The organism is Paenibacillus sp. CMM36 (assembly GCF_053570945.1).
This window is the reverse complement of record NZ_JBSEDY010000002.1, coordinates 662,388-684,744: the sequence shown is the minus strand read 5'-3', so window position 1 is coordinate 684,744 and position 22,357 is coordinate 662,388. Positions and strand designations below refer to the sequence as shown.

The window sequence follows — 22,357 nt, the reverse complement described above, 5'->3', positions numbered from 1 at the left end:
CGTTTATGAAAAATGCTTTGATTGAATTTCGTAACCTGAAAACCCACTTTCATACCTCTAGCGGAACTGTCAAAGCGGTCAATGACGTCAGTTTTAAAATTCGTGAGGGTGAAACGCTCTGTGTGGTAGGGGAATCTGGCTGCGGTAAGAGTGTAACAGCGATGACGATGATGCGGCTGATTGATTCTCCCCACACCTCAGACGGTGAAATCTGGTTTGAGGGCAAAAACCTCTTAACGCTTAATAAAGGTCAAATGCAGCAGATTCGCGGCAATGACATTTCGATTATTTTTCAGGAGCCCATGTCTTCTCTGAATCCCGTGCTTACGATTGGGGAACAGATCACGGAGCCATTGCTGATGCATACATTAATGAGTAAAAAAGAAGCACATGCTCGGGCAATTGAGCTGATTAACCTGGTGGGGATTTCACGATCGGAAGAAATATTTCATTCCTATCCTCATGAATTGAGTGGCGGTATGCGCCAGCGGATCATGATTGCCATCGCATTAAGCTGTAATCCGAAGCTATTGATTGCCGATGAACCGACAACGGCACTGGATGTTACGATTCAGGCTCAGATTCTGGATTTAATGCGGGATTTGAAGGATAAGCTTAAAACGTCCATTATGCTCATCACGCACGACTTGGGCGTCGTGGCAGAAATGGCTGATTATGTGGTTGTTATGTATGCTGGAAACGTTATTGAAGAGGCTCCTGTTATTGAGCTATTTAAAAATCCACAACATCCATATACTCAAGGCTTATTAAAAGCGAAGCCCGTCATTAATCAGAAAATGGATCGACTGTATTCCATTCCAGGACAGGTTCCAAACCCGATTGAGCTGGGAGAAAATTGTCATTTTCATGATCGGTGCTCCCATTGTATGCAAATTTGCAAGGATCAGGCTCCTCCCTTGAATGAAAAGGAGAATGGTCATAAGGTTGCCTGCTGGCTATATGAGAAAGAAGGAGGGCAACGGATATGAGCGAGCCTTTGATTCAAGTGGAAGGGCTGAAAAAGTATTTCCCGATCACAGGCGGGATTTTTCAGCGTACTGTCGGACATGTGAAAGCAGTCGATGATGTATCCTTTAACATTCATAAGGGTGAATCCTTCGGTCTGGTAGGAGAATCGGGTTGCGGCAAAAGTACGATTGGACGAACAATTCTCAGATTGATGGATAAGACAGAGGGATCGGTACGATATAAAGGTGAAGACTTGCATGCGTTAAACAAAGAGCAGATTCGTGCGCTTCGTCCGAAGTTGCAAATCGTCTTTCAGGACCCTTTTAGCTCACTGAATCCGAGAATTAAGGTCGGTGAAGCCATTGGAGAGGCGTTGCTGGACCACGGGTTGATTGATCGTAGAGAGCTGCGGAAGAAGGTCAATGAAACGCTGAACATTTGCGGGCTGTCCTCGTATCACTATGATCGGTATCCGCATGAGTTCTCTGGCGGTCAGCGTCAGCGGATCGGGATTGCACGGGCTTTGATTTTGAATCCTGATTTTATTGTGGCTGACGAGCCGGTATCTGCTCTGGATGTGTCTATTCAGGCCCAGATCATTAATTTGTTAAGTGATTTGCAGCAGGAACGCCAATTGACCTATCTGTTCATCTCGCATGATCTAAGTGTAGTCGAGCATCTTTGTAGCCGGATTGGTGTGATGTATCTGGGTTCAATGGTAGAGCTTTCCTCCAAGGAGGAACTGTTCAGTAATCCACTTCATCCGTACACGAAGGCGCTGCTATCGGCAGTACCGATTCCCGATCCCACGATCAAGAGACAACGGATTGTGTTGAAAGGAGACATCCCATCTCCGGCCAATCCGCCTTCAGGATGCAAGTTTCATACACGTTGTCCTATGGCAGAAGCGCGTTGTAAAACAGAGACTCCAGTATATCGAGATGCGGGCGATCACCATTTCGTAGCCTGTCACTTTGCCTAAAACATATAATTAGGAAGCAAAATATCCGTCATCCTGAAAGCAGGATTGACGGATATTTTGGCGTGGAATAAAAAAGGTAAAAAAATTGTATCTTTTTTTCGAAAAATTGCAGACAAAATGGATTTTTCATCGTCTAATAGAGTATGGAGGTTATTACGATGATGAAAAAACACTGGATACGTTGGGCTATTGTCGTCCCGTTACTTATTATATTGATTTTTATTACACTTGGACCCCGCCTGTTGATCGGAAAGCCGAATGTGGATGCAGAGGCAGCGGTGCTGATGGACATGCATACTGGGGAATTGCTGATGGATGTGAACGGTGATACACCTATGCCTTCCGCAAATATGTCCAAGCTCATGACCGAGCTATTGGTGCTGGAGGATATTCGGGCCGGACGGTTAGGTTGGAATGATGAAGTGCGAATTAGCCGTTACGCGAGTACGGTGGGTGGTGTAAATCTATCTCTTCGGTATGGTGAAAGGATGACCGTATCCGAGTTGTTCCAGAGTATGGTTGTGTATTCAGCGAATGATGCCGCTGTCGCGTTAGCCGAGCGTTCAGCAGGGAATGAATCAGCTTTTGTGAAGCGTATGAATGGAAAAGCTGCCCAAATAGGGTTGTCATCCGATAGTCGCTTCAGCAATGCCTCGGGGGCAGGTCAGAGTGAATTGGGGCCCAATCACCCTGAGGATATTCGGGGCGAAACGAAAATGACAGCAAGCGACACGGCGAAGTTGGCCTCCTATTTAATTACGTCACACCCGGAGATTTTGAGAACGTCCAGCCGTACGCAGATGGAGTTGAAGGATAAAGGCATCTACATTAGTAATACGAACTGGATGCTGCCTTCCTTGGCTGGACCGTACTCTTACGCAGGAACAGACGGACTGAAAGCAGGGTACACAAGCGATGCTGGATACTGCTTCACGGGTACCGCTGAGCAGCATGGAAGACGGCTAGTTGCTGTGGTGCTGGGTGCACCGAGCAAGGAAGAGCGTTTTGAGCAGACACGGAAGTTGTTCGATTATGGTTTTTCCCTGTCGACTTCTTTCCCGGTGAGACTGCAAAATTTAGTGAAACTGGCTCCACATTAAGGCAAAAAATGACTTTGAAAGCTACATAGGATACGGATATAAACATGAATTGGGGCTTTGACCGTGAGGTCGAAGCCTTTTTTGGTATGAATTCGAGGAGCTGACCACGCCATGACACTTTTGACAACAAGGTAGTAGACCTTTTATGCTTTGAGGGGAAGTTTCAGCTTCATGTGGGACCAATTTGGTTTAATGAAGAGATGGGATTTGTGACGGAAAGAAGGAAGGTACCGGTTATGGAGAGAAGACATAGGAGAAGGACCCGTGGAAAGACCAAAAAGAAAAAGAGGTTTACCGCTCTATATATTTCATGTATTGTTTTACTTTTGATTGCATTGGGAGGCTACCTGTTCCGCAAACAGCTGACACTGGTGGCTTTTGACTGGTTTGTATCACCGACGTTGGAAAGCAAGCTGGAGAAATCCTATCAGCCCCGACAATCCGGGGAACAGCAGCAGCAAGAGACAGTAGCTTACCGTAAGGAACCTTTTTCGGTGCTGTTATTGGGTACGGATCAAAGGCCCAATGAAAAGGCGCGTGGTCGCTCGGATACGGTTATGTATGCGGTAGTACGGCCCGCGGAATCGCGTGTGCTTTTGGTTTCCATTCCAAGGGATACGTACGTACAGATTGCCGGACATGATTCGAATCGCGATGGCGAGGATGATTTTGATAAGTTGGGGCATGCTTATGCGTTCGGAGGCGAAGATATGTCCATGGCTACAGTAGAGAAGTTGATGGAGCATAAGGCCGATTATTATGCTACGATTAATTTCCAGGGTATTCAGGATGCGGTGAATGCAGTGGGTGGAGTTGTGCTTCCAATCGACAAGCCCATTGAGAATAAGAATCCGCTGCATATCAAGTTCCGTATTGAGGCGGGCAAGCCGCTTTATAATGGTGAGGAAGCCATGTATTATGTTAGATATCGGGAAGATAGCGACTTCAATCGTACCAAACGGCAGCAAATTTTCCTGAACGCTATGGCGGATAAGCTGCTGAATATCAACGGAATTACCAAGATTCCAGAGTTGCTCGATATTATGGGAGCCAATTTCAAAACCGACATGGAACCTACTTTTATTACTGGGCTTGGCAAGCAGGCTATTTCACAGGGGAATCCGCAAATTTCAAGTTTTACGATTACGGGGGAAGGGTTCAAGAAGAAGGGCCTGTATTATGACCGGGCTAATGAACAGGAACTTGAATATGCCAGACTCATAATTGCCAACTGGCTAGATTCCGATACAACCCCGCAGACGCTGAGGCTTCCCGACAAGCAGGACATTCAGTGAATAATCAATTGATTTATATTTGATTTTGAGGGGGATTCGTTTCTCATGAATATCGCTTTTTTCTTGCTTCCCAAACAGGAAGTTGCTTGTGTAACGGCGGATGCTACTTTACGGCAAACGTTGGAACGGATGGAATATCACCGTTTTACAGCGGTTCCTATTTTAGATAAGGAAGGTAGATATACAGGTACGGTTACAGAAGGTGATCTGTTGTGGCATATGAAAGAGTCCGAGGGGAAAATCACCTTTGAAAACGCTTCTAAGTTTATGCTTAAGGACGTTCCGTTGCGGGTTACGATGAAGCCCGTGTCCATTGATGCTAACATGGAGGATTTAATCAATTTGGCTAAGGTACAGAACTTTGTGCCCGTTGTAGATGATATGGAACGGTTTATTGGCATTGTACGTCGGAGCCAGATTATTGAGTATTGTGAAAAATTTGTATCCAGAGAATCGCTTAATACTTCAAGCTAAAATAAGCAACAAAGCTGCTCCGAAAATAACAATTTACCCTATGGGGTAACAGTTATTTTCAGAATAGGATATGCTATAATGGAGAATAAAGCTTTTTCAGAGGGGTGTGACTCTTCATCATATGCCTAAAGAAATGGATGTAGTTAAACGAGCCAAGGTTATTGAATGGCTTAAAACAGAGGTGCTGGACCAAGTCTCCCGTTTGTTTAAGGCAATGTGGGAAGGCAGTACAGCCCGCATTGGTGATTGCTTGGCGAGCTTAGTGATGAGCAGTTATATTTTGGGGAGGCGCCTTGGAGTGTCTTACCGTGAATTGGATGATCTACTCATCGACAAGCTAAGAAAGCACAGAAAAGAAGGACACCAGCTGGAGGATTGGTATCAGGACATTTCCGCACTGGAAGAACATATGCGTAAGAGGTGAAAACGTTGAAATTCCGCTTGGCAACTGTAGCATGGAGCGTCATTTATTTGCTTCTGCTGCTGACTCTATTGACACCATTAAGAATCATTACCGTATTTTTACTGATTGTGCCTGGCGCTGTATTGTTTTCATCGCTGCCTTTCAAAGGATTTCTGGTCCACGTCATACCGGTGCTGCTCATTATAGCGCTACTCGATGTGTATTCGCTGCTCCCTGCGATTTATTTTCTGATTCCTTCAATCATGATGGGACGGATATATAAAAAGGGAGGACCTGCTTTTCAGGTGTTAATGACCGGAATGGGCATTATTTTAGCCGAGTTGTTGGTTGTTCTGTTTATCGCCACGTATTCCTTTGGGTTTGATCTTGCACAGTATCTTCGTGATCAGGCTGCGATATCGGCAAGTATTGTACAGCAGGTTTTGAGTGCTAATCCGATGTTTTCAAACATGAATTGGACGGCAGAGGATACGCAGAAACTCGGCACAATGCTGATTGGAAAAATTCCGTATGTGCTGATCGTGACCTCGTTCATATTGGCAGTGATTACGCACGCTTTGGCACGTCCGGCATTGAGCAGTCTCGATGTACCAGTACGCAAAATGAAGCCTGCCCGCGAGTGGAGGCTACCGCGCGCGCTGATCTGGTATTATCTGCTGGCAATTGTAATTGAATGGATAGCAGGGTCTTCCGATAGCGGCTGGATTCAAATGGTCTCCATTAGTATGCTGCCGCTGATTCATGCATGTTTTATTATCCAGACAATTGGTTTTGTATACTTCTGGACGCATAGCCGTAAAATGAGCCCGGTGATTGCGTTGCTGCTGTCGCTCGTCGTTCTGGTGTTCCAGCCGCTCCGCATTATAGGTATTATTGATTTGGCCTTTCCGCTGCGTGAAGCTATTACAAGATCAAAGAAATAGGGTGAACAGTCATGCCTAAATTTCTACAAAAACGCTGGCACGGCTATCAGACGGTCTGGGCGTTTTTGCTGCTGCTGGTCCTTGTCATATGTATTTCCATGTACAACTGGGAACTGGGTGTGATAGGACTGTTGCTGTCATTCTTGCTCGGCGGGCTGATGCTGAAGACGGAATTGGATTTTCGTCGGGAACTGAATCAATATATCAGCGGTCTTTCCTTCCGGATCAAGCGGGTGGAAGGGGAAGCGATTAGCACATTGCCGTTCGGCATCATTTTATACAGTGAAAATCGAACGGTAGAATGGCACAATCGGTTTGCCGGGGAGATGTTTGAGGAGCAATCGCTGATTGGTGAGTCTCTTCATGATTTGTTTCCTCAACTCGCAGGTGCCCTAAGCACCAAAAAGGAAACAAAGGAGCCTGCTCGTGAGCTGAAGGTGGAGCTACAGCATGATGAGCGTCATTATCAGTTTCTGATCGTGCCCGATGAGCGTCTGATATATTTGTATGAAGTAACGGATTTGGCGGTGCTACGCAAGCAGTATGAAAACGAGCGATTGGCGCTCGGTATCGTCATGCTCGATAATATGGACGAGGCTGCTCAGGGGATGGACGATCAGCAACGCACCGCGCTTATTGCGAAGGTGTCAAGCGAGATTACATCTTGGGCTAATCAGTACAATATTTATTTGCGCCGATTATCTTCTGAGCGTTATCTCATTATGCTGAATCATAAAGCGCTCCAGGAGCTGGAGCAAAGTCGATTCGTCATTCTGGATACCGTAAGGGAAATGACGGCGGATTTGAAAGTACCGATGACACTGAGTATTGGCTTGTCCTTCGGTGCAGAGAGCATCAAGGAGCTAGGCGAGCTGGCCCAATCCAGTCTGGATATGGCGCTTGGACGTGGGGGCGATCAGGCAGCAGTGAAGGCGGGACAACGCCTGTCCTTCTACGGAGGCAAGTCCAATGCTGTCGAGAAGCGTACCAGAGTGCGTGCCCGAGTGATTGCACATGCGTTGCGTGATCTGATGCAGGAGAGTGACCGCGTCCTGATCATGGGACACAAAATACCGGACATGGATGCGGTGGGAGCCGCCATCGGTGTGTGGAAGGCTGCGGCACTTTACAATGTAGAGGCACATATCGTACTCGATAAATCCAATCCGTCTATCGACCGAATGATGGAGCAGGTAAACAAGGATGAGAATCTATCGCAAGCGCTCTTGACGCCAGAGCAGTCGCTCCAGCTGATGACTGAGCACAGTCTGCTGGTCGTGGTGGACACGCACAAGGCCTCCATGACGATTGAGCCGCGTCTGGTGCAAACGGCCAGTCGGGTGGTGGTTGTCGACCATCATCGTCGGGGCGAGGAATTTATTAATGATTCGGTTCTGATCTACTTGGAGCCCTATGCGTCATCGGCCTGTGAGCTGGTGACCGAGCTGCTGCAATATATTCATGAGAAGGTCCAACTGACACCGCTGGAGGCAACATCACTGCTGGCAGGGATTACGGTGGATACCAAGCATTTTTCCCTGCATACAGGCTCGCGTACATTCGAGGCAGCCGGCTTTTTACGCCGTAGCGGAGCAGATACTGTTATGATCCAGCGCATGTTAAAAGAGGACCTGGATGAATATATTGCTAAGGCGGAAATTATTAAGCATGCTAAAATGATATATGGGCATATCGCAATTGCGGTAACTGAGCCCGGACAGAAAATACCGCAGCTCCTGATTGCTCAGGTGGCGGATTCATTACTCAATATGACGGATGTACTGGCCTCCTTTGTGGTCAGTGAACGTCCTGACGGCCTGGTGGGGATCAGCGCCCGTTCACTCGGACGCATGAACGTACAGGTCGTCATGGAACGGCTAGGCGGCGGAGGACATCTGACGAATGCGGCGGTTCAGCTGGATTGCCCGCTGGAGGAAGCTAAGCGCAGAGTGGTCGACGTGCTGGCCGAAATTGATGGGGAAGAGGGGTTATTTGAATGAAAGTGATATTCATTAAAGATATGAAGGGCCAAGGCAAGAAGGGGCAAATTAAGGAAGTGTCGGACGGTTATGCAGCGAATTTCCTGTTGCCGCGTGGTGTTGCCCGTCCAGCGACAGAAGGAAATATGAAGACGCTGGAAAACCAGAATGCTGCTGAGGAAAAGCGCAAGCAAGAGGAAAAGGAAGAGGCGCAAGCGCTCGGCAAAAAGCTGGAAGAGACAACGGTTCAGCTCAAGGCGAAGGCTGGTGAAGGTGGACGACTGTTCGGCGCGATTACAAGCAAGCAAATCGCGGAGGCAGTAGCTAAAACTGGTATCAAGCTGGACAAACGCAAAATTGAGCTGGAAGAACCGATTCGTACGTTGGGCGTGACTCAAATGACCGTTAAGCTTCATCCTGAGGTCAAAGCTACGCTGAAAGTACAGGTGACTGAAGAATAATTATGGGCGGCGAATTTTTTGATCGGATTCCTCCGCAAAATCTGGAGGCTGAACAGGCGGTTATCGGGTCTATTTTGCTCCAGTCTGAAGCACTGATTACCGCAATGGAGCGGGTGCAGACCGAGGACTTTTATGATAAGGCTCATCAGATGATTTACGAAGCAATGATTGAGCTGGGTGAATCCGGACAGCCGATTGACTTGGTTACGCTGACCTCGAAAATTCAGGACAAGGGACAGCTAGAGGATATCGGTGGTGTCAGTTATCTGGCGAAGCTGGCTCACGGGGTGCCAACAGCGGCTAACGTAGATTACTATGCCCAGATCATTGAAGAAAAAGCGATGCTTCGTCGCTTGATTCGTGCAGCTACGCAGATTGTGAGCGAAGGCTATAGCAGTGGCGAGGATGTCGCTGGTATGCTGAGCGATGCTGAGCGCAAGATTATGGAGATATCCAACGGGCGCTCAGGTAGTGGTTTTATTGCCATCCGCGATGTCGTGATGGAAGTGTTTGACCGCGTTGAATTGCTGCATCAGAACAAGGGCAATACGACTGGGATTCCGTCCGGGTTTGTTGATTTGGACAAGATGACGGCGGGGTTCCAGCGCAATGACTTGATCATTGTGGCCGCCCGTCCATCCGTAGGTAAAACAGCGTTTGCTCTGAATATTGCGCAAAACGTTGCGGTTCGGGCAAAGGAGACAGTAGCCATCTTCAGTCTGGAGATGTCGGCCGCTCAGCTCGTGCAGCGGATGATTTGTGCCGAGGCCAATCTGGACGCGAACGTCATGCGGACAGGTGAGTTTAAAGGCGACGACGATTGGGCGAAGCTGACGATGGGCATTGCAGCCTTGTCAGAGGCGGAAATCTATATCGATGATACACCCGGCATCACTGTGGCGGATATCCGTGCCAAATGCCGCCGTCTCAAGGCGGAAAAGGGACTGGGTATGATCGTAATCGACTACTTGCAGCTTATTCACGGACGAGGCAAAGCAGGCGAGAACCGGCAGCAGGAGGTATCTGAAATCTCACGGACATTGAAGCAAATCGCTCGTGAACTTGAAGTGCCTGTAATTGCCCTCTCCCAGCTGAGCCGGGGTGTGGAGCAGCGTCAAGACAAGCGGCCGATGATGAGTGACTTGCGGGAATCGGGTTCTATCGAGCAGGATGCTGATATCGTGGCGTTTCTGTACCGGGATGATTACTATAATCAGGAAACAGAAAAGAAGAATATTATTGAGATTATCATTGCCAAGCAGCGTAACGGCCCGGTCGGTACGGTAGAGTTGGTCTTTCTCAAAAATTATAATAAATTCGCTAATTACGAGCGTGCCCATTCGGATGCGTTCGCCGGATAACATATTAGTATCATTAAAAAAGGCTCTTTCGACGCGGATTTCGCGATCTCGAAGGGGTCCTTTTTTATAGAATTCACATATTTTCATATAAGGAATGAAACTCTCAATTACGAACAATACTATTTTCATGTAATATAATGTTCGCTTTTTATTTGACTTTAAAAAATGGTGCTGTTACACTTATAGTGCTGCTTCAACGCAGTGGGGAGAACATTACGCCCGGGGCTTTCCGAACCTACGGAATGTCTGCGACGGACGTTTTTTCCTGCTGTCCGAGAGCGCTCCATATCTGCTCGCTCAGGCGGTTGAAGTCGGATATGCGTAGTGTGTCAGCTCAAAATCAGAGTGTCTGTGGGCACTCCACGGAGGAATGAAACATGTCAACTGTAGTCGTTGTGGGAACACAATGGGGAGACGAAGGCAAAGGTAAAATCACGGACTATCTGGCGGAAAGCGCTGAAGTAGTGGCCCGTTACCAAGGCGGAAACAATGCTGGTCATACGATTCTCATTGACGGTAAAAAGTACAAGCTGAGCCTGATTCCATCCGGCGTTTTTTATGAAGATAAAAAGTGTGTTATTGGCAACGGCATGGTCGTAAATCCAGCCGCTCTTATTGAAGAAATTACTTACATTCATGATAATGGTTTTTCCACAAAAAATCTGGTTATTAGCGACCGTGCACATGTGATTATGCCGTACCATATGACGCTGGATGTGCTGGAAGAAGACCGCAAGGGTCCTAACAAAATTGGTACTACCCGTAAAGGGATCGGCCCTGCTTATATGGATAAAGCTGCACGTAACGGTATTCGTATTGCTGATTTGCTGGATGCAGAGGAATTCGAAAAGAAGCTGCGCCATCAAACGAAAGAAAAAAATCAAGTGATTGAGCAAGTATATGGCGGCGAGCCATTGGATGTAGAAGCAATACTAAAACAGTATCTGGAATATGCTGAATTTATCCGTCCTTATGTAGGAGATACATCTGTCGTGTTGAATGATGCAATTGACGCAAATCAAAAGGTACTGTTTGAAGGTGCGCAAGGCGTTATGCTTGATATCGACCAAGGTACGTATCCTTACGTTACGTCCTCCAACCCGTCGGCTGGCGGCGTATGTATTGGTTCCGGTGTGGGTCCATCCAAGATTCAACAAGTCATCGGTGTAGCTAAATCGTATACAACTCGTGTTGGCGATGGACCCTTCCCAACTGAGCTGAACGATGAAGTCGGCGATTACATTCGTGAAACAGGTCATGAGTACGGTACGGTTACAGGTCGTGCTCGTCGTGTAGGCTGGTTTGACAGCGTCGTTGTGCGCCATGCCCGTCGTGTCAGTGGATTAACGGGTCTTTCCCTGAACTCGCTGGACGTATTGACTGGCCTGAAAACGGTGAAAATTTGCACAGGTTACAAGTACCGCGGTGAGGTGATTACGCATTATCCGGCTAGCCTGAAAATGCTGGCGGAGTGCGAAGCGGTATATGAAGAAATGCCAGGTTGGAGCGAAGACATCACTGGCGTGAAAACGCTGGAGGAACTGCCTGAGACTACACGCAATTACGTACAACGCGTGTCTGATCTGACAGGTATCCCAATTGCTATTTTCTCGGTTGGGCGTAATCGTGATCAAACGAATCAGGTGCTTCCGATTTATTTGTAGGACAAGAATGATATAGCTATTAATACATGTTCAAAGAGAGAGGCTGTTAGCAGCCTCTCTCTTTTTTTATTCTGTGAAGTGTTAAATGGTATCTTTCCCTTTACATAATCTTATCTTCCTTGTCGATTTGTGATAACAAACCCTCTCTATAATCCAAATAGAAAAGAGATTTGGACGTCTAGACGTCTTGAGAGGGATGAATTATGAACTGGTATCTTCGCTCACTCGGCACACGCAAAATTGTTGAATTTTTCGTGCTTATCATTTTCGTCATCTTTTTCCTGGGGCCTCTGACCAATCTCCTCCTCTTGGCGGTTTCAGGAAAATGGCAGTATCCTGCACCGCTCCCGCAGAGCTTGTCACTGGAATGGTGGAAGTTTGTACTTACCCAGGATGATGTAGTCAGCTCGATTTCCCTATCCTTCCTGATTGCGATTACCGTTACGGTCTGCTCCATTATCGTATGTATTCCTGCTGCTTATGCCTTTGCACGAATTTCTTTCCCGCTCAGTAAGTGGTTCCTTTTCTCATTCCTGCTTACGCATGCTTTTCCGAAAATGGGTTTGTATGTGTCCATTGCCGTGCTATTCTACCAATTCGGTTTGATGAACACTTTTGCAGGCATTGTGCTCATCCATATGGTAAACACACTCATGTATATGACCTGGATTCCATCCTCTGCCTTCCGCAGCGTACATCGCGCACAGGAGGAGTCGGCGCGGGATGCTGGAGCCGGACCCTTTCGGGTGTTTTGGAAAATCACCTTTCCTATGGCGCTGCCCGGCATTGTGGTCGCCTCCATCTTTACTTTTCTTGCTTCACTGGATGAAGCACAAGGGACACTCCTTGTCGGAACGCCGGACTATAAAACAATGCCAGTCATCATGTATTCCATCATTGCTGATTATCCGAGCACAACAGGTGCTGTTTTCTCAGTCATTCTAACCCTGCCAACGATCATTCTGCTTTTGGCAGCCAAGCGTTTTGTAAGTGCCGATGTACTGGCAGGCGGATTTCAGGTGAAATAACGTAATTGGTCAAAAGAGGAGTTTGCAAAATCCTGAAAAAGGAGCCTAAGCTAATGCCCATTCAATTATCCATTCAAGAGTTAACCAAGCGCTTCAAGACAGGAGACGGAGTCAAAGGCATTTCACTTGACGTGATGAAGGGAGAGCTGGTGACACTGCTGGGACCTTCCGGCTGTGGTAAAACAACCGTGCTTCGCTCCATTGGCGGTTTTTTGGACCCGGACAGTGGCGACATTCAGATTCAGGGTAAAAGCGTACTCAAGCTGCCGCCCGAAAAACGTCCGACGGCTATGGTATTCCAAAGCTATAATTTGTGGCCGCATATGACCGTGTATGACAACCTGGCTTTCGGGTTGAAGATTCGAAAGGTGAAGAAGACAGAAATTGACCGTCAGGTGAAGGAAGCGCTAGCGCTGGTTCGGCTAGAGAGCGCAGAGCGTAAAACGCCGGGACAGCTCTCGGGAGGTCAGCAGCAGCGGGTAGCACTCGCTCGGGCTTTGCTGCTAAAGCCTGATGTATTGCTGCTGGACGAGCCTTTTTCCGCGCTTGATGCCAAATTGCGCATGGAGATGAGAGAGGAGCTGCGTGATATTCAGACCCAGACAGGAATGACGATGGTGTTCGTCACCCATGATCAGGAGGAGGCGCTGTCCATTTCCGACCGAATCGTCGTTATGAATGCGGGCCGGATTGAGCAACTTTCTTCGCCGCAGGAGATTTATGACAAGCCACAGTCCCTTTTTGTAGCGGGTTTTATTGGCCGTATCAATTTATTAAAGGGGGTGAGCACAGGTCGCAGTGTCTCTGTGAGCGGAATACCGTTTGTACAAGAGCATGAATACACAGGTGAATCCATGGTTGGTGTAAGACCAGAGGATATTGTTCTGACGACGGAAGAAAATGGTTCTCTAGCCGGAACAATCAGACAAGTGATGATTCTAGGGCATTATGCGGAAGTTTCGCTGGATAGCGGTACCCATCATCTGAAAATGTTTGTGCCGCGTGAACGAGCGGCCGAGCTGCGCAGTGGAGAGCACATCAGATTCAGCTTCAGTAAAATAGTTACTTTTCCAGCAGCACAGTGAAGATTCACGATCAACCTCTATATCGCATCAATGTCCGTCACGAACGCATCATCTGATGATGCTGCGAACTTGTGCAACTATCTAAAGGAGGCAACAACGTGTTTGGGAAAAAGAATATGGGTCTGGTTTTGGCAGGGGTACTTAGTTTATCGTTGTTGGCTGGTTGTGGTAACGGCGGTAATGCCGCCACGGCTACAGGGGAAGCCAAGTCTACAAAAGCGGGGGCCGCTACGGGAACGACGGAAATTTCCTTGTACACTGGAGGGTCTCTGAACGTCAAAGAGCTGTGGGAAACGTTAATCAAGGACTTTGAAGCTAAAAATGATCACGTTAAGGTCAAACTGGTGTATTTGCCAGCAGGGACCGGAGGCGCATCTACACTGGATCGCCTGATTGCAGCCAAGAAAAGCGGGCAAACCGATACAGATATCGACCTGTACGAAGGCAGTCTGGATGACATCACCAAGGGGGTAGGCGAGAAACTGTGGGAAACGGTTGACGCTGCCAAGGTTCCAAATTTGAAGAATGTGGATGAAACATATCTCAAGCAAGTCAACAATCAGGCCATTCCATATCGTGCCTCTTCGGTTGTCCTTGCCTATAACAGTGCAAAAGTAGCGACGCCTCCGAAAACAGCCGACGAGCTGTACACGTGGATTCGCCAGCATCCAGGCAAGTTTGCTTATAACGATCCGTCTACGGGTGGGTCAGGCAGCTCGTTTGTGAACACGGTGATCTATAATTTCCTTCCGCCAGAGGCGATGAACAGTGATGATCCGGCAAATATGAAGAAATGGGATCAAGGCTTCTCACTGCTTAAGGAGCTGGGCCCTTCAATGTACCAAAAAGGAGTCTATCCTAAGAAGAACCAAGGCACGCTTGATATTTTGGCGAGTGGAGAGGTTGATATGGTTCCAGCCTGGTCTGATATGGCACTCGAGCAGCTGGCTAAAGGGCTGCTTCCGGACACGGTGAAGCTGACACAGATCGATCCTGCTTTTACAGGGGGACCCTCTTATCTGATGGTTCCTTCGCTCTCCTCCAAAAAAGAAGCCACTCAGGAATTCTTGAATTATATACTGACGCCTGAAGCGCAAACGGTGGTTATTAATAAAATGTACGGCTACCCGGGGATTAAGTGGAATCTGATGCCAACGGAGCTGCAGGAGAAATTCAACAGTGTATCTTCTGGATACCGCAGCTTTAACAGCGGAGAGCTTCAGCAGGAAATTTACAAACGCTGGCAAAGTGAAGTAGCGGGCGGTTGATCATGAGTTCATTGTCCAAAAGGGGGATGCTGGGGCTTGCCCTGGTCATCCCGTCTTTTCTCATTTTGCTGGTCGTCGTTATTATTCCGATTCTTTATGCCGTGAAGGAAAGCTTGATTGATCAATATGGAACGGGCTACGGGCTGGCCAACTATATTCGGCTGTTCACGGAACCTGCCATGCGTAGAAATATCATGTATACCATTAGTGTCACGCTAGTCTCGACGGCCCTTACTCTGGTCATCAGCTATGCTTTGGCGATTTATCTGAGATTCGGCAAAGGGGTTGTCGTGAAGTGGATAGGCCGGTTGTATTTTATTCCGATGTTTGTTCCCGGTGTAATTGCAACGTATGCGATCATTACCATGTATGGCAATCACGGTTGGGCTGCACGTCTTTTGCTGCCGCTTGGAATTGAAACGATCCCGAGGATTATTTATGACTACAAGGGTCTGGTGCTGGCTAATTTGTGGTTCAACATTCCGTTCGCAACCATGCTGCTCAGCTCGGCACTTGCCAGCATTCCAAACGCTGTCGTCGAAAGTGCCAGAGATGCTGGAGCCAGCACGATGCAGCTGTTTGGTCGCTTTATTTTACCCCTTTCCTATAAAACGATGTGGGTTGCGGTGACCTTCATTTTCATGGGAATCATGGGCAGCTTTACGGCTCCCTTCCTGATCGGTGCCAACTCACCACAAGTGTTGGGTGTTGCGATGCAGCAGGTGTTTTCCAGCTATCAGGAGACGCATACGGCCAGCGCAATGGCAGTGTTTATGTTTTTACTGTGTTCCTTTATGGGCTACTTTTATATTCGAACAATGGTGAAGGATGCGGATGCCAGCTAGACCGTCGTTATACACTAAGGAGGTTACAGGGATGAACAGCCAAGCAGAGGTGCAAATTACCGGGTTTAGTGGGCGAGTGTGGGAAAAGGATTTGCTGGATTGCGGTTATCGAATCGCCTTACACAAGGCTGAGGTTGAACTCAGTCCGGGAAACGGATTCCGGTTTAGATTCTCCATGCCAGAAGACGGATACGCGGAGCTTGATCTGTTCGCCAGATCAGACAGTGACTGGGCTGCGGCAGATCGAGAATCTGCCTTCGTACGTCTCTATCTGAATGAAGCCTATAATCAAGATGTCATTTTGTACTATGGTAGCAGTCAGGGAGTGTACACCCGTTTGTTGGGATATCTAAAAGAAGGCGATTACGAGGTCTATGCCGAATTTCGCGAACTGGAATCGGCTCCGCTTGTATCTCGAGCATGGATCGACGGGGTTGAACTGCGCTGCGTGGCTGATTCCTCTCCAAGATCGCTGATTTATCGCCATACCCCGCTTTTATATGGCCGTAATCTGTCACATCCTTATGAGAATCGCTTTACGGATACACCGCTTGTTTTGTTCTATTCCATAGAAGTGAACGATGGGAAGACGGTCATCGAATACCAGATGATGTTCAGCCATGAAGATGAGGGAACGCCCGCGCCGCTGCTTATGAGCAAATGGGGAAGAACCACCGATATCGAATGGATGTACCGCGTCGAGCTAGATGCAGGGGGCAATGTTCTGGAAGCTGTTTTCCAGGGGGCGCATCATATTACGACTGCGTTTAATGGCAGTTATGATCTGGGTGGCCATCCTGTTCTCCAATCCGCAACAACCAATGGAAACTTTAAGGATGACATTTCATCGGACTATCGTTTTATGCTGCCGCCTGCTTTCCAGTGGAAACCAGAGGAAGAGCCGCGTGAGGCGGTCATGAGCCGTTTTCCTTTTGCCTATCAGGTCACTGGGTGGGAGATGGAACGTCAGCAGGAGCTGGAAATGCCGTCACAAGCGTCTTCCATTGCACTTGCACACCAGCGTAGCTATGTGTTTATCCAGACTTCCAAACGTCCCTTACGGGATTCAGGCAGAGAATCGTCTCCAGGATTCAGGCCGGGCTTCAATCGGCGCGAGGAAGATGCATGCGTCGATATCCAGCTTCGTCTTCACGGCTCGGAGCAGTGGTATTCATCATGCCACCATGATCTGAGACTCGGGGAGTTTAGAGCCGCTTATGAGGGGGCAGAGTCACATTTTTCTACCACGGTCAAGCTATCTGGAGAGGCTGTGCTTGAGGATATAGCTGAAATCAGAGCCGTATTGCTGGAAGGCGGTGCGGACAGCATGGAAGTGGCTGGACTGTGTGCCTTTACGTTAAACGAGGATAATCTCCCGCAGTTTCCAGGTATTCGTACAGACCGGGTGATTGAGCTGACGCGCCTTCAACCCGTAGGTGTTTTGTGGGCGGGAGACAAAGACATGTCGAGTGATGAAGAACATACTGTGAAGGATATGGTGAAGCATGTTGTGGATGAACCGTCTAGCCAAGATGGGGAGTCATGAGCAGACTACTGTATGTGGAAGGAACGGTCGACAGAACCTGCACCCAGAGCCATATTACGTACTCTTTTCATATTCCACAGCTGACTGAAACGATCCGTATTCACTTCTCTTATACGCCCAAGTTATTGGAGGATCAAGAGCAAGCACGAGGAATCATTGAGAAAAGCATGAGCAAATACGGATACGACGAGACGGGGCAATCACCCGATCTATGGAAGAAGTATATACCGCTGCAAAATTTATTAACGCTGTCTGTCGATGATCCCCTCCGTCACCGGGGAAATGCGCATCGTCCCGAGATGCAGCAGGAGCATTGGCTCAGTTCGTCTACGGCTTCGCCGGGGTTTCTTGCAGGAAATAATCCGGCGGGCATGTGGCGGATTACGGTCAGTCTGCATGCCGTTGTGACCGAGACGCTTGCCTACCAAATTCATGTATTGGGGGAGGAAGCAGCATATGCTTAAATGGATTCCAGCTGAGCTTCACACCCATACGCTTCACAGCGACGGCAAGCACACGCTGGAGGAGCTTGTTCAAAGCGCAGTGGATCTGGGACTTGAATGCATCGCTATGACGGATCACAACACGCAATCGGCACTTGCGGATCAGGAAGGGGTTCAGCGGCAGTTCGGTCTCCCGATCATTTCAGGGATGGAGTGGACGACCTTTTACGGGCATATGCTGACGCTTGGGGTTGACCGCTTTATCGACTGGCGTGTGCTGGGGCCAGATGACATTCATGAGGGGATTCGGCAGGTGCATGAGCAGGGAGGCATTGCAGGGATTGCCCATCCGTTCAGGATCGGAAGTCCGATCTGTACGGGGTGCTTTTGGGAGTACACGATTCAGGATTGGCACGAGGTGGATTATATAGAGGTCTGGTCAACGCTGATGCCATCTATTAAGCGGGATAGCCAGCGGGCGTTTGCCATGTGGACCGATTTGTTGAATCAGGGGTATCGCATCACTGCCGTAAGCGGTCGGGACTGGCATGTATCTAAACCGGATGATTCACTTCCGGCTGTTACATATCTGGGAGTTCATGATGAAGCAGAAGAGCGAGAAGGTTTAGAAGGCCGGGCAGTTGAGGCGATTCGCCACGGTTCAGTGTCAGTTACGATGGGACCGCTACTGACGATGTGGGCGCAGATTAAGGGCAGAGAACATCGTTATCACATCGGCGAATGTATAGAGCTGACTGTAGAGGATCCACTATCTGTGACGGTTCAATTGAATGTAGAAGCAAGAGCAGCCCATTATAATCTCAAGCCTCAGAATCTTCGTCTTCTGCTGACAAGTAGTCAAGGCATATGCTCGGAGATTCAGATCCCTGCCCAAACAGGAGAATATACGCTGTCATTGCAAGACCCGCTAGGAAAGGGCTGGATACGAGCGGAGCTTTACGGCTGCATGGAAGACTGCGTGATGATGATTGCTTTTACGAATCCGATTTATATGGCTTAACACAATAGAAAGGCTGGGCTTCGGACGGTGTCAACAAAACAAGAGAACATAAAGCGGCGTATAGAAGAATATATGAAGGTTAATCAAATGGGTCCGGGGGATCGGCTGCCGTCGGAAACTGCACTTTCCCAATCGTTTCGTGTCTCGCGTACGACGCTACGGGGAGCTATTCGCCAACTGGAATCGGAAGGTAAGTTACTAGTAAAACACGGGAGTGGCACGTTTGCGACTTGCCCGCTACCAAGTATTCCAAGCTCGCTGGACCGCCTGTACAGCATCGGGGACATGATTCGTTCGGCAGGGCTACGGGAAGACGAGCAGCTGGAATCCATTCAGAGAATTTCGGTTTGTCCTCCTGATATTGCCGAACAGATGAGATTTTCCGAGCATGAGCCCATGATTGCTCTAGAGCGTACACGTACTGCCAACGGAGAGGCTGTAGCCCACTCTATAAACTGGATGCCAGAGAAATTAGCCGCTCCCATTTTGGAAGATGACTCTTTTTCAGGCTCGCTTTTTCAGAGTCTTGAGTTCAAGGCGGGGGTACGAATTGTTGGAGCCTATTCCGAGCTTACCGTTCCAAACTATGACGACGCACATATGACACGTCTGCTGAAGCATCCGCAGGCTACGGTATTACTATTGAAGCAGCTTCACTATGATGAAATGAACAGGCAGGTGCTGTATTCCCTCGATTATGTCCGCAGTGACATTTTTCGTTTCTGGGTGCGTCGTACACGCTAATTCAATTAGAATGTGGCATCTCCTATTGAATGGTGCTAGTTTTACATATTTCATGGGTTAAAAATCGTCATATCTCGTCAATACTGATCTATATGCACTTCATGATGATACACACATGGCAGGATGCGTATAAGGAGGTAACGGGATATGAGGTGGCTTGGATGGCTGCTCAAAAAAGGAATGACGGTCGTGTTGGTTAGCGCACTAACGCTGGCAGTGACAGGTGTAGTCGTTAATGCTTATGTTCAATCGCTGCTACGGCAGTTTAACATTCAGCTTGATCAACAGCCCATATGGGGATTGGGTTGGCTAAAAGGCAGCGCGGGCACTGACCCAAGCACAGACACGGGGAAGAACAAGACGACAGGAAGTGGCTCGGGAAGTGTAACACCGCCTGATGATGCGTTGCCTGTCATGGGACAGGGCTTAGAAGAAAGCGGAAGTGAGGCAGGTGGCGCAGCCAATGGCAAGGTATCTCAGGAGGGGGCTGTGTCGGCCGGAACATCAGGCAACGAGTCACGGAAGCAGGCAGAAGGTACAACTACACCCGAAACGAGTATTGAAGGCCATGATTTAGTGATTACGCCCGACCATTTGACAGAGAAGAAGAACAACTTACCGGCTGCACAGAAACAGGAAATTTTTGCGATTCTGATGAATAAGCTGCCGCCGGAGGAGATGCAGAAAATATCAGCCGCGATGGAAGGCGGTCTCACTGAGCAGGAGCTTCAGGATATTCAGCAGGTGCTTGCGAAGTATTTGACCAAAGAGGAATATAACAAGCTGATGGCTTTGCTTAAATAAGTATTTTACAAAAATCCAATAAGCGACTTCCAATGAACAAGATATAGAGCGAAATGGGTTAGTTTGTCTAGATGAATTCATGGGCAATGCTTATGCTCAAAATAGGACTGTAGAATCCGCGCCATGCGCGGATTTTTTTGCGTGTCAGGAAGTAATTGGGGTGTAGTTGAATTCTTTGTAAAGGCTATGTTAAAGTAAACAGTGTTGTGAAAAGGTTAAATTTTTGAAACCTTTTACGCAACTATGCAATGATAGATAGCGACTAATATCATAGATGCTTGTGAATACAGGCTAAATTCATAGTGTGAAAGACCAATAAAGAACGCATTTATATAGAGATAAGATATGCTGAAAAGGAGAGAGTCATGAAGGTTTTGAGGGAGCAGGATTCACCAGACAGCAGGAATGAAGGCTCAAACGTTGCAGACAAGCCTGCTGTGGAAGCGGGGAAAATAGCAAAGTGGTTGAGCGGTCGGAGAAAATGGCTGAGCTGGACGGCAGGCGGTGTGGTGATTGCAGGCAGTCTTATTTTTGCGAGTAATCAGTATGTCGGGGCTAACACAGTTCCTTATTATAAAGTGTATGTAAAAGGCGTCGAGGTCGGAAATATCTTGAATGAGCAACAACTTAAACAGCTGTACGCAACGAAGAGCAAACAGTATAAGGACAAGTATCCCGGCGTGGATATGGTGCTCAATACGAACGCGGTAACGACAGACATTGAGAAGGCATATAAAGCGGATATCGACAGCGCAGCCACGCTGAAGAAGCTGGATGGTATGCTGACAGCGTATGCCAAAGGGGTAGAAGTGAAGGTCAACGGACAGACGGTTGGCATTGTAAAGGACAAAGCGACTGCACAGGCGGCCCTAAAGCAAGTACAGAAGAAGTACACACCTGTGGGTGAGGGTACATCTACAGGCATCAAGGGACTGGTTCGCAAAACATCCGTGGGCAGCAGCCATGCGAGTGCTAGTACTAAAACCCCCAAAGCATGGCTGGAGTCTGCCAGTATCCGTGAGGAAATTGCGTACGAGCCTGTGAAAGCAGACCCGAACAAGGTGCTGACGGAGGCTGAAGCAGTCAAAGTGTTGACTGAGGGACGTGAGGCTCCTATCACGTATACAGTGCAAGAAGGCGATTCTCTGTCGTCGATTGCAACTAAATTTAATATGACCGCTTGGGAGATTAAGCAGAACAATCCCGGCTTGCGTGAGCTGTATTTGCAAATTGGGGACGAATTGAAGCTTACTGCTCCGAAGGTTCCGGTTACGGTGCGAACAGTAGAGAAGGTCGTCGAACAGATTGCCATCGAGCCTGAGGTTGAGATTCGTCAGAGCGATGAACTGAAGGCAGGAGTTACCAAAGTGGTCAGACCGGGACAAGCAGGTCTTAAAGAGATGGACTATCGTTTGACCAAGGAGAACGGTGAGGTCGTGCAAGAGGAATGGCTCGGTCAAAAGGTGCTGCAGCCGTCTATTACTGAGGTGGTTCTTAGAGGAACGAAGGTTGTGGGAGAAGGCTCAGGGCAGTTTGCTTGGCCGGTGTCCGGCGCATCGATGTCGAGTAGCTTTGGCGCACGTTGGGGACGTATGCATGAGGGTGTCGACTTGGTCGGTAGTGCTGACATTCACGCATCAGATGAAGGCGTGGTATCATTTGCAGGTCAGCAGAATGGATACGGCAATGTCATTATGATCGATCATGGCAACGGCTACCAAACCGTGTACGGGCATTTGAGCAGCATTGGCGTTCATGTAGGACAGGTGGTTCAGCAAGGCGAGTCGATCGGGGTCATGGGGAACACAGGACGCTCGACCGGAACGCATCTGCATTTTGAAATTCGTAAAGATAATACGCCACGCAATCCAATGACGTATTTAAGATAGGTTGGATGTTTATATCGAGAGGTACATGATTTATGAGGATCAAGGGGAAAGA

21 protein-coding genes are annotated in these 22,357 nt (G+C 48.2%); all 21 read left to right on the top strand.

Translation table 11 applies throughout. The annotated features are described in order from the left end of the window. The first annotated feature begins 5 nt into the window (after positions 1 to 5). Complete coding sequence (locus ACWA2B_RS07190; protein ID WP_029518953.1) at positions 6 to 989, top strand: ABC transporter ATP-binding protein; 984 nt, start codon at positions 6 to 8, stop codon at positions 987 to 989. Continuing rightward, entirely contained in the window at positions 986 to 1,951 is a 966-nt protein-coding gene (locus tag ACWA2B_RS07185) for an ABC transporter ATP-binding protein (RefSeq protein WP_029518952.1), read from the top strand. The genes ACWA2B_RS07190 and ACWA2B_RS07185 overlap by 4 nt, the downstream gene beginning before the upstream one ends. Positions 1,952 to 2,109: 158 nt before the next feature. Further along, positions 2,110 to 3,051, top strand: a complete 942-nt coding sequence (locus tag ACWA2B_RS07180) for a D-alanyl-D-alanine carboxypeptidase family protein (protein ID WP_029518951.1) — start codon at positions 2,110 to 2,112, stop codon at positions 3,049 to 3,051. 236 nt (positions 3,052 to 3,287) lie between these two features. Further along, positions 3,288 to 4,346 carry an LCP family protein gene (locus ACWA2B_RS07175; protein WP_029518949.1) on the top strand — a complete coding sequence of 353 codons (1,059 nt, stop codon included), beginning with the start codon at positions 3,288 to 3,290 and terminating at the stop codon, positions 4,344 to 4,346. A 45-nt stretch (positions 4,347 to 4,391) separates the two neighbouring features. Beyond that, positions 4,392 to 4,820 (top strand): CBS domain-containing protein, encoded by a 429-nt coding sequence (locus tag ACWA2B_RS07170; protein ID WP_013312792.1) that lies wholly within the window; start codon positions 4,392 to 4,394, stop codon positions 4,818 to 4,820. Between the two features lie 121 nt (positions 4,821 to 4,941). Continuing rightward, on the top strand, positions 4,942 to 5,244 hold the full coding sequence (locus ACWA2B_RS07165) for a MazG-like family protein (protein WP_013312791.1): 303 nt from the start codon (positions 4,942 to 4,944) through the stop codon (positions 5,242 to 5,244). A gap of 5 nt (positions 5,245 to 5,249) precedes the next feature. After that, positions 5,250 to 6,167 (top strand): DUF2232 domain-containing protein, encoded by a 918-nt coding sequence (locus ACWA2B_RS07160; RefSeq protein WP_029518948.1) that lies wholly within the window; start codon positions 5,250 to 5,252, stop codon positions 6,165 to 6,167. A gap of 11 nt (positions 6,168 to 6,178) precedes the next feature. After that, the gene (locus ACWA2B_RS07155) at positions 6,179 to 8,167 is read left to right on the top strand and encodes a DHH family phosphoesterase (protein ID WP_029518947.1); all 1,989 of its coding nucleotides are present in this window, start codon (positions 6,179 to 6,181) and stop codon (positions 8,165 to 8,167) included. Continuing rightward, positions 8,164 to 8,607 carry a 50S ribosomal protein L9 gene (rplI, locus tag ACWA2B_RS07150; RefSeq protein ID WP_013312788.1) on the top strand — a complete coding sequence of 148 codons (444 nt, stop codon included), beginning with the start codon at positions 8,164 to 8,166 and terminating at the stop codon, positions 8,605 to 8,607. Before ACWA2B_RS07155 ends, rplI begins: the two co-directional genes overlap by 4 nt. A 2-nt stretch (positions 8,608 to 8,609) precedes the next feature. Then, positions 8,610 to 9,968, top strand: coding sequence for a replicative DNA helicase (gene dnaB, locus ACWA2B_RS07145; protein ID WP_013373892.1), 1,359 nt, complete (start codon positions 8,610 to 8,612; stop codon positions 9,966 to 9,968). A 377-nt stretch (positions 9,969 to 10,345) separates the two neighbouring features. Continuing rightward, complete coding sequence (locus tag ACWA2B_RS07140) at positions 10,346 to 11,632, top strand: adenylosuccinate synthase (protein WP_029518946.1); 1,287 nt, start codon at positions 10,346 to 10,348, stop codon at positions 11,630 to 11,632. Positions 11,633 to 11,835: 203 nt separating this feature from the next. Then, positions 11,836 to 12,660 carry an ABC transporter permease gene (locus tag ACWA2B_RS07135; protein ID WP_449291851.1) on the top strand — a complete coding sequence of 275 codons (825 nt, stop codon included), beginning with the start codon at positions 11,836 to 11,838 and terminating at the stop codon, positions 12,658 to 12,660. A 53-nt stretch (positions 12,661 to 12,713) separates the two neighbouring features. Continuing rightward, positions 12,714 to 13,745, top strand: coding sequence for an ABC transporter ATP-binding protein (locus tag ACWA2B_RS07130; RefSeq protein WP_449291850.1), 1,032 nt, complete (start codon positions 12,714 to 12,716; stop codon positions 13,743 to 13,745). Between the two features lie 98 nt (positions 13,746 to 13,843). Then, on the top strand, positions 13,844 to 15,013 hold the full coding sequence (locus ACWA2B_RS07125; protein WP_025723151.1) for an extracellular solute-binding protein: 1,170 nt from the start codon (positions 13,844 to 13,846) through the stop codon (positions 15,011 to 15,013). Positions 15,014 to 15,015: 2 nt separating this feature from the next. Beyond that, entirely contained in the window at positions 15,016 to 15,858 is an 843-nt protein-coding gene (locus ACWA2B_RS07120; RefSeq protein ID WP_029518942.1) for an ABC transporter permease, read from the top strand. 31 nt (positions 15,859 to 15,889) lie between these two features. Further along, positions 15,890 to 17,404 (top strand): hypothetical protein, encoded by a 1,515-nt coding sequence (locus ACWA2B_RS07115; protein ID WP_342434685.1) that lies wholly within the window; start codon positions 15,890 to 15,892, stop codon positions 17,402 to 17,404. After that, positions 17,401 to 17,868 (top strand): hypothetical protein, encoded by a 468-nt coding sequence (locus ACWA2B_RS07110; protein WP_342434684.1) that lies wholly within the window; start codon positions 17,401 to 17,403, stop codon positions 17,866 to 17,868. Before ACWA2B_RS07115 ends, ACWA2B_RS07110 begins: the two co-directional genes overlap by 4 nt. Further along, positions 17,861 to 18,868, top strand: a complete 1,008-nt coding sequence (locus tag ACWA2B_RS07105; protein WP_029518939.1) for a CehA/McbA family metallohydrolase — start codon at positions 17,861 to 17,863, stop codon at positions 18,866 to 18,868. The genes ACWA2B_RS07110 and ACWA2B_RS07105 overlap by 8 nt, the downstream gene beginning before the upstream one ends. Positions 18,869 to 18,895: 27 nt before the next feature. Beyond that, positions 18,896 to 19,612, top strand: coding sequence for a GntR family transcriptional regulator (locus ACWA2B_RS07100; RefSeq protein ID WP_029518938.1), 717 nt, complete (start codon positions 18,896 to 18,898; stop codon positions 19,610 to 19,612). 147 nt (positions 19,613 to 19,759) lie between these two features. Beyond that, the gene (locus tag ACWA2B_RS07095; protein WP_449291849.1) at positions 19,760 to 20,416 is read left to right on the top strand and encodes a hypothetical protein; all 657 of its coding nucleotides are present in this window, start codon (positions 19,760 to 19,762) and stop codon (positions 20,414 to 20,416) included. A 365-nt stretch (positions 20,417 to 20,781) separates the two neighbouring features. Next, positions 20,782 to 22,305, top strand: a complete 1,524-nt coding sequence (locus ACWA2B_RS07090) for a peptidoglycan DD-metalloendopeptidase family protein (RefSeq protein WP_449291848.1) — start codon at positions 20,782 to 20,784, stop codon at positions 22,303 to 22,305. Positions 22,306 to 22,357 lie beyond the last annotated feature (52 nt).

What these genes read in the sequence shown, in the direction of transcription:
- rplI (WP_013312788.1), top strand. Translation starts at nt 8,164, where the DNA reads ATGAAAGTGATATTCATTAAAGATATGAAGGGCCAAGGCAAGAAGGGG.
- ACWA2B_RS07140 (WP_029518946.1), top strand. Translation starts at nt 10,346, where the DNA reads ATGTCAACTGTAGTCGTTGTGGGAACACAATGGGGAGACGAAGGCAAA.
- dnaB (WP_013373892.1), top strand. Translation starts at nt 8,610, where the DNA reads ATGGGCGGCGAATTTTTTGATCGGATTCCTCCGCAAAATCTGGAGGCT.
- ACWA2B_RS07165 (WP_013312791.1), top strand. Translation starts at nt 4,942, where the DNA reads ATGCCTAAAGAAATGGATGTAGTTAAACGAGCCAAGGTTATTGAATGG.
- ACWA2B_RS07190 (WP_029518953.1), top strand. Translation starts at nt 6, where the DNA reads ATGAAAAATGCTTTGATTGAATTTCGTAACCTGAAAACCCACTTTCAT.
- ACWA2B_RS07105 (WP_029518939.1), top strand. Translation starts at nt 17,861, where the DNA reads ATGCTTAAATGGATTCCAGCTGAGCTTCACACCCATACGCTTCACAGC.
- ACWA2B_RS07170 (WP_013312792.1), top strand. Translation starts at nt 4,392, where the DNA reads ATGAATATCGCTTTTTTCTTGCTTCCCAAACAGGAAGTTGCTTGTGTA.
- ACWA2B_RS07180 (WP_029518951.1), top strand. Translation starts at nt 2,110, where the DNA reads ATGATGAAAAAACACTGGATACGTTGGGCTATTGTCGTCCCGTTACTT.
- ACWA2B_RS07090 (WP_449291848.1), top strand. Translation starts at nt 20,782, where the DNA reads ATGAAGGTTTTGAGGGAGCAGGATTCACCAGACAGCAGGAATGAAGGC.
- ACWA2B_RS07095 (WP_449291849.1), top strand. Translation starts at nt 19,760, where the DNA reads ATGAGGTGGCTTGGATGGCTGCTCAAAAAAGGAATGACGGTCGTGTTG.
- ACWA2B_RS07110 (WP_342434684.1), top strand. Translation starts at nt 17,401, where the DNA reads ATGAGCAGACTACTGTATGTGGAAGGAACGGTCGACAGAACCTGCACC.
- ACWA2B_RS07155 (WP_029518947.1), top strand. Translation starts at nt 6,179, where the DNA reads ATGCCTAAATTTCTACAAAAACGCTGGCACGGCTATCAGACGGTCTGG.
- ACWA2B_RS07135 (WP_449291851.1), top strand. Translation starts at nt 11,836, where the DNA reads ATGAACTGGTATCTTCGCTCACTCGGCACACGCAAAATTGTTGAATTT.
- ACWA2B_RS07115 (WP_342434685.1), top strand. Translation starts at nt 15,890, where the DNA reads ATGAACAGCCAAGCAGAGGTGCAAATTACCGGGTTTAGTGGGCGAGTG.
- ACWA2B_RS07185 (WP_029518952.1), top strand. Translation starts at nt 986, where the DNA reads ATGAGCGAGCCTTTGATTCAAGTGGAAGGGCTGAAAAAGTATTTCCCG.
- ACWA2B_RS07120 (WP_029518942.1), top strand. Translation starts at nt 15,016, where the DNA reads ATGAGTTCATTGTCCAAAAGGGGGATGCTGGGGCTTGCCCTGGTCATC.
- ACWA2B_RS07175 (WP_029518949.1), top strand. Translation starts at nt 3,288, where the DNA reads ATGGAGAGAAGACATAGGAGAAGGACCCGTGGAAAGACCAAAAAGAAA.
- ACWA2B_RS07130 (WP_449291850.1), top strand. Translation starts at nt 12,714, where the DNA reads ATGCCCATTCAATTATCCATTCAAGAGTTAACCAAGCGCTTCAAGACA.